Here is a 5,856-nt window from a genome sequence, read left to right as displayed (position 1 = left end):
CGGCGCACCGGGGGGATCCGGCGGGGGCCGGGAGGTCGGGCCTACTCCTCGCCGAGGAGGCGGGAGAGGTAGCGGGCGACGGCGCGCACCGCGGTGATGTTGCCGGAGTAGTCCATCCGGATCGGGCCGAGCACGCCCAGGCGCGAGACCTGGCCGCCCGCGGTGTTGTACCCGCTCGTGAGCACCGAGGTCTCCTGCAGCCCGAACGGCGCGTTCTCGCGGCCGATGCGCACCGAGATGCCCCGGGGGTCCGGGGTCATCTCGGCGAAGAGGCGCAGCAGCTCCACCTGCTCCTCGATCGCCTCGAGCACGGGGTAGATGCTGCCCGAGAAGTCCTCCTCGGTGCGGACGAGGTTGGCGGCGCCGGCCATGACCAGGCGGTCCTGCCGGTTGGCGCCGACCTGCTCGAGCAGGGTCTGCACGATCGGCGTCAGCACGTGGCGCCGCTCGGGGCTGAAGCGCTCCGCGACGGAGCCGAGCGTCTCGGCCGCCTGCTGGAGCCCGAGGCCCAGCACGGCCGTGTTGAGCTTCGCGCGGATCTCGCCGAGGAGCGCGTCGTCCACGTCCTCCGGGGTCTCGAGCACGCGCTGGTCGACGCGGCCGGTGTCGGTGATCAGCACCGACAGGAGGCGGCGGGGAGCGAGGGCGACGAGCTCCACGTGGCGCAGCCGCGCGGCTCCGAACGACGGGTACTGCACGAGCGCGACGCTGTTGGTGAGCTGAGAGAGCAGGCGGACGGTCTTGACCAGCACCTCGTCGAGGTCCGGGCTCTGCCCGAGGAAGGTCTCGATCGCCTGGCGCTGCGCGGAGGTGAGCGGGCGCAGGTCGGCGAGCTGGTCGACGAAGAGGCGGTAGCCCTTGTCGGTCGGCACGCGTCCGGAGGACGTGTGCGGAGCCGCGATCAGCTCCTCCTCCTCCAGCTGGGCCATCTCGTTGCGGATGGTGGCGGCCGAGACGCCGAACGCGTGGCGCTCGACGATCGACTTGGAGCCCACCGGCTCCCGGTTCGCCACGTAGTCCTGCACGATCACGCGCAGGACCTGGAGACCGCGCTCCGTGACCATACGACCGACCTCCCGCCGGACTCCGAGTGCCCGCGGGCACGACCGTCTGCGGCGCTGACGCCGCGCGGAGCCTGGCACTCCGCAACTCTGAGTGCCAATCATAACCGGGAGGCGGACCGCCCGGCGGTGTTGCGCCGGGATCGGCCGGGGTGCACTCCTGCAGGGCCGCGGGGAGGAGCCCCGTCATCCCCGAGGAGGAGGTCCCGCGCGGCCCGGTGCGCAGGGAGTCGCCGCATGCCACGATGGACGCCGAGCGCACGGGGGACGCCCGTCGCCGCCGCCGGAACGGAGACCATCATGTCGGCCACCCCTCCCCCGCCCCCCGTCTACGGGACCCCGGCTCCGCCGCTGAACCCGGCGGACGAGAAGACCTGGGCGATCGTCACGCACGTGACCGGGATCTTCTTCAGCTTCCTGCCCTCGCTGATCGTCTTCCTGGTCTTCAAGGGGCGCGGACCGTTCCTCGAGGCGCACGCCAAGACGGCCCTCAACTTCCACCTGACGACGCTGATCGCCTACGTCGCCGGGACGATCCTGTCCTTCGTGCTCGTCGGCTTCATCGTGTTCCTGGTCGTGCCGATCCTGGTGATCGTCTTCGCGATCATCGCCTCGGTGCGCGCCAGCGCGGGCGAGTACTACACGTACCCGCTCAGCATCCCGTTCTTCAAGTAGCCGCGGAACCGGGGCGGCCGTGCGTCGCCCGCCCCGGGATCCGGCCTCAGCCGTCGGTGAGGCGGCGCACGACCGCGTCGGCCAGCAGACGGCCGCGCAGGGTCAGCACGATCCGGCCGCCGAGCGCCGCCCGGCCGTCGACGAGGCCGTCGGCGATGAGCCCCGCCACCTCGCTGCGCCGATCGGCGTCGATCGCGTCGATGGGCAGCCCGTCCGCCAGGCGCGAGCGCAGCAGCACGTCCTCCACACGCCGCGTGCCCGCGTCGAGCGTCTCCCGCCCGGCAGCGGGCGAGGCACCGGTGCTCAGCCGGTCGGCGTAGGCCGCCGGGTGCTTCACGTTCCACCAGCGCACGCCTCCGACGTGGCTGTGCGCGCCGGGACCGACGCCCCACCAGTCGTGGCCGAGCCAGTACGAGAGGTTGTGCCGGGAGCGGTGGGCGTCGTCGCGGGCCCAGTTGCTGACCTCGTACCAGGAGTACCCGGCAGCGGCCAGGCGCGCGTCGGCGAGCTCGTACATGTCGGCGGTGAGGTCGTCGTCCGGGGTCGCGACCTCGCCGCGGCGGATCTGCCGGGCGAGCTTCGTGCCGTCCTCCACGATCAGGGCGTAGGCCGAGAGGTGGTCCGGCCGGTTGGCGAGCGCGGAGTCGAGCGACCGCTCCCAGTCCGCGAGGGACTCCCCCGGCGTGCCGTAGATGAGGTCGAGGCTGACCTGCAGGCCGGCCTCCCGCGCCCACTCGACCACGAGCGGGACCCGCTCCGGGTCGTGGGTGCGCTCGAGCGTGGCGAGGACGTGCGGCACGGCCGACTGCATCCCGAAGCTGACGCGGGTGAAGCCCGCCTCGGCCAGCGCGCGGAGGTAGGCGGCGTCGACGGAGTCCGGGTTCGCCTCGGTGGTGATCTCGGCGTCGGGCGCGACCCCGAAGTGGGTGCGGAGGCCGTCCAGCATCCGCACCAGGTCGCCGGCGGGCAGGAGGGTGGGCGTCCCGCCGCCGAAGAAGACCGTGCGGGCGGGGCGTCGGGGCAGACCCGCGCGCTCGAGCACCTCGGCACCGAGAGCCATCTCGGTGATCGCCTCGTCGGCGTAGTCCTGCTGCTTCGCCCCACGGAGCTCGGTCGCCGTGTAGGTGTTGAAGTCGCAGTACCCGCAGCGGACCCGGCAGAACGGCACGTGCACGTAGAGGCCGAGGTCGCGCTGCTCCACGCCGTCGACGACGGACGCGGGCAGTCCGCCGTCGAGCGGAGCAGGATCGGCGATCGGGAGGGCGCTCCCCACGTCAGCTGACGCGCGCCGGCAGCAGCGCGCGCAGGTACTTGGCGACCTGGCGCTTCTGCACGGCGCGCAGCACCGGCGCGCCCAGGCGGTAGAGGCGGGTGGAGGGTCGCGAGAAGACCCGGATGACGAGCCAGACCGAGTCGTCCGCGCGCTTCTCGACGACGAAGGACTCCTCGCCGCTCTCGGGGTGGCCCTCGAGGGTGCCGTAGGCGAAGCCGACCTGGTCGGGCTCGTCGACGACGTAGACCACGCGGACCGGGGCGTCGACGACGCGGCCGAGCAGGGTCACGCGGAGCACGGCGGTCACGCCGGCGGTGATGTAGGGGGTGCCGTCGGGAGCGAAGTGCTCCTCCGTCGGCCGGCTGACGAGGTCGATCGGGGTGCCCGCGGCGTCGAAGTTGACGCCGGTGTACTGCACGCCGCTGCCGCTGGTGATATCGGTCACCTCGATGCCGCTGCCGCGCTGCACGCCCCAGGTCATCAGGGAGGCGGTGGTGATGGCGAAGCGCTCGTCGCCCGAGCCGAGACGGGCCTCGAAGCGCTCGGCCGTGAAGCCGTCCGGCGGGTACTCGAGCAGGTCGGGTGCCAGAGTGCCGCCGACGGCCGCGTAGGTGACCTGCGGCTGGCCCTCGAAGTTGGAGCGGCGGATGCTCACGTCCCGACCTTCTTCCCGGACTCCTCGAGCGCGGCGCGCGTCGAGTCCGCGCGCCGGGTGGTGCTGTCCATCCGACCCAGCGTATCCGACCGTCGGCGTCCCGAGCCGGGAACGACCGAGGGCCCTCCCCCGCCGGAGCGGGAGGAGGGCCCTCGTCGTGGTGCGGGTCGGTTCAGCTGCAGGGAGTCAGCTTCGCGACGGCGTCCGACAGGGTGCCGGTGCCGCCGAGGAGGACGATGCGCGTCGCTCCGCCTGCCTTGATGCCCTGCAGCACCTTGACCGGCACGCAGGTCGGGGGCACGGCGAAGAGGGGGCTCCCCGTGCGCCCGGCGGCCGCGGCTCCGGCCAGGGCGTCGGGGAAGTTCTCTCCGGTGGCCAGGAACACGGTCTCCGACCCGCGGGGGAAGGCCGCCCGGTTGAGCTGCTCCGAGGTGTCGTAGCGGTCGACCCCGCCGATGCGGTTGACGACCGGTCCGGCCGGCACCGTGAGGGAGTTCTGGATGCCGGCGCTGACCGACAGCTCGGATCCCGCGATGGTGAGCACCGGAGGCCGGAGCCCCCTCAGGATCCCGACAGTGGTCGGGTCGGCCGCCGGGAGGCCGCCGTTCACGAGGACGACGGGGGCCGAGTTCTTGCCCGCGGCGGCGGTGGCGCTGAGCGCGTCGGGGAACTTCTCGCCGGTCGCGAGCCAGGCCCCCTTCGGCGAGGTGCCTTCGAAGGCGCTCTCGATGATCTTCCGCGACGTGTCGTAGCGGTCGGTGCCTCCGACGCGGAAGACCCTTCCGTTGACGTACTGGCCGAGGTCGGTCGCGAGGGCGTCGCTGACGCTGAGGTCGGAGCCGACGACGACGATCCGCTGGGGCTTGAGACGGGTGAGCTCGTCGCGCACGACCTGGCTCACCGAGTCGCGGTCGACCAGGAGGAGCGGGCCGCCCTGCTTCGCGGCGGCGGGACCGGCGCTGAGCGCGTCGGGGAAGTTCGCGCCGGTGGCGATGTAGACGACGGGGACGCCGGGGGTGTCGAAGGTCGCCTTCGAGATCTCGACCGCGGTGCCCTGGCGGTCGGTGCCCGCAAGGCGGACGACCTCCAGGCCGGTGCCCGGCGTCGGGGTGGTGGTCGACGGGACGACGCGCAGCGGCGCGCGCACGATGACGCCGGTGCCGGAAGGCTGCTCCCCGCCGCGGCTGAGTCCCTTCACCTCGACCGACGGGGCGCCGAGCGGCGTCGTGTCGCTGAAGGTGAGGTAGCGGTCGAAGAACTCCTGGGTCGGGGTGATCGCGATGCCCCGGCCGTCCTGCACGACCTTGGGGACGGCCTTCAGGCGGCCACCGTCCTCCGTTCCGACCGTGGCGCTGAGGCCCGCGAGGTCGAAGAAGCCGGGGACACCAGAGTCGAGGACGATGACGTCGCCCGCGCCGGCCTCGGTGACAGTGCCGCCGCCGGCCCAGAATTCGCCGCCGGCGCGCCCGGAGGAGGTGGACGTCGACAGGTCGAGGTCGGCCTCCGCGGACCCGCTCGCAGCAGTCACCTGGAGGTCGGCGGAGAGGGCGAGGACGAAGCCCGTCCGGTCGATGCCGGACGGAGCGTAGGCGTCGGCCGCCTTCTTCTCGGAACCGTTCAGGAGGAGCGACAGCGAGGTGCCGCCGAAGGAGCCGGCGGCGCGCCCGATCGGGATGTCGATCGAGTTGGTGGCGGTGTCGACGACGGATTCGCCGCTCGCGAGGTCCGTCGCGGTGCTCCTCAGCTGCCACGTCACGACCCGGTAGCCGGGGTGCGACCACTCGGTGAAGGTGTCGGGAGCGGTGGAGTCGGGCAGCTCGACGGTCAGCGTGGTCGCGTCTCCGGGCACCGGCAGCGGCTCGGTGCCGCCGAACCGGGCGTTGTCCGACCAGGAGTGCGGCGCGGGCGCGACCGGGATCACCTTGTTCGCTGCGGAGGCCGGCCCTGCCGCCACCAGCGATCCCGCTGCGACGGCCGCGATGCTCGCGAGCGCCGCCCCCGTCCTGATCCAGCGCTTCCTCGTGCTCGTAGGCACCACGGACTACCACCCTTCGTCATGGTGGAGGACCGGTCGTCGACGCTGCAGCCCCCCATACGGATCGATCCCGATCCACGGCCGCGTCCTGGCGTCCGAAAGCTACCGGTCCGCTGTGAGGCGCCGCAATCCCCGAGGACACGATATCCCGGACGGG

5 protein-coding genes are annotated in these 5,856 nt (G+C 72.8%); 1 reads left to right on the top strand and 4 read right to left on the bottom strand.

The annotated features are described in order from the left end of the window. Nucleotides 1-41: 41 nt before the first annotated feature. Complete coding sequence (hrcA, locus tag C5C95_RS16855) at nt 42-1,064, bottom strand: heat-inducible transcriptional repressor HrcA (protein ID WP_104223131.1); 1,023 nt, start codon at nt 1,062-1,064, stop codon at nt 42-44. 234 nt (nt 1,065-1,298) lie between these two features. Here hrcA and C5C95_RS16850 point away from each other — a divergent pair, with 234 nt between their 5' ends. Beyond that, complete coding sequence (locus C5C95_RS16850) at nt 1,299-1,736, top strand: DUF4870 domain-containing protein (RefSeq protein ID WP_244229439.1); 438 nt, start codon at nt 1,299-1,301, stop codon at nt 1,734-1,736. A gap of 46 nt (nt 1,737-1,782) precedes the next feature. On the opposite strand, the gene hemW is transcribed toward C5C95_RS16850, so the two are convergent. The 3 genes from hemW to C5C95_RS16835 form a co-directional block, all read right to left on the bottom strand. Beyond that, the gene (gene hemW, locus C5C95_RS16845; RefSeq protein ID WP_104308343.1) at nt 1,783-3,009 is read right to left on the bottom strand and encodes a radical SAM family heme chaperone HemW; all 1,227 of its coding nucleotides are present in this window, start codon (nt 3,007-3,009) and stop codon (nt 1,783-1,785) included. A 1-nt stretch (nt 3,010) separates the two neighbouring features. Then, nucleotides 3,011-3,664: a DUF1990 family protein gene (locus tag C5C95_RS16840; protein WP_258066342.1), complete on the bottom strand. Its 654-nt coding sequence runs from the start codon at nt 3,662-3,664 to the stop codon at nt 3,011-3,013. A 172-nt stretch (nt 3,665-3,836) separates the two neighbouring features. Next, complete coding sequence (locus C5C95_RS16835) at nt 3,837-5,702, bottom strand: cell wall-binding repeat-containing protein (RefSeq protein ID WP_104324900.1); 1,866 nt, start codon at nt 5,700-5,702, stop codon at nt 3,837-3,839. Between the last annotated feature and the right edge of the window lie 154 nt (nt 5,703-5,856).

The sequence above is a fragment of the Rathayibacter sp. AY1B7 genome (assembly GCF_002932735.1).
GTDB lineage: Bacteria > Actinomycetota > Actinomycetes > Actinomycetales > Microbacteriaceae > Rathayibacter.
Note: the sequence above shows the minus strand (reverse complement) of the source record. Positions and strands in the feature narration are given on the sequence as shown.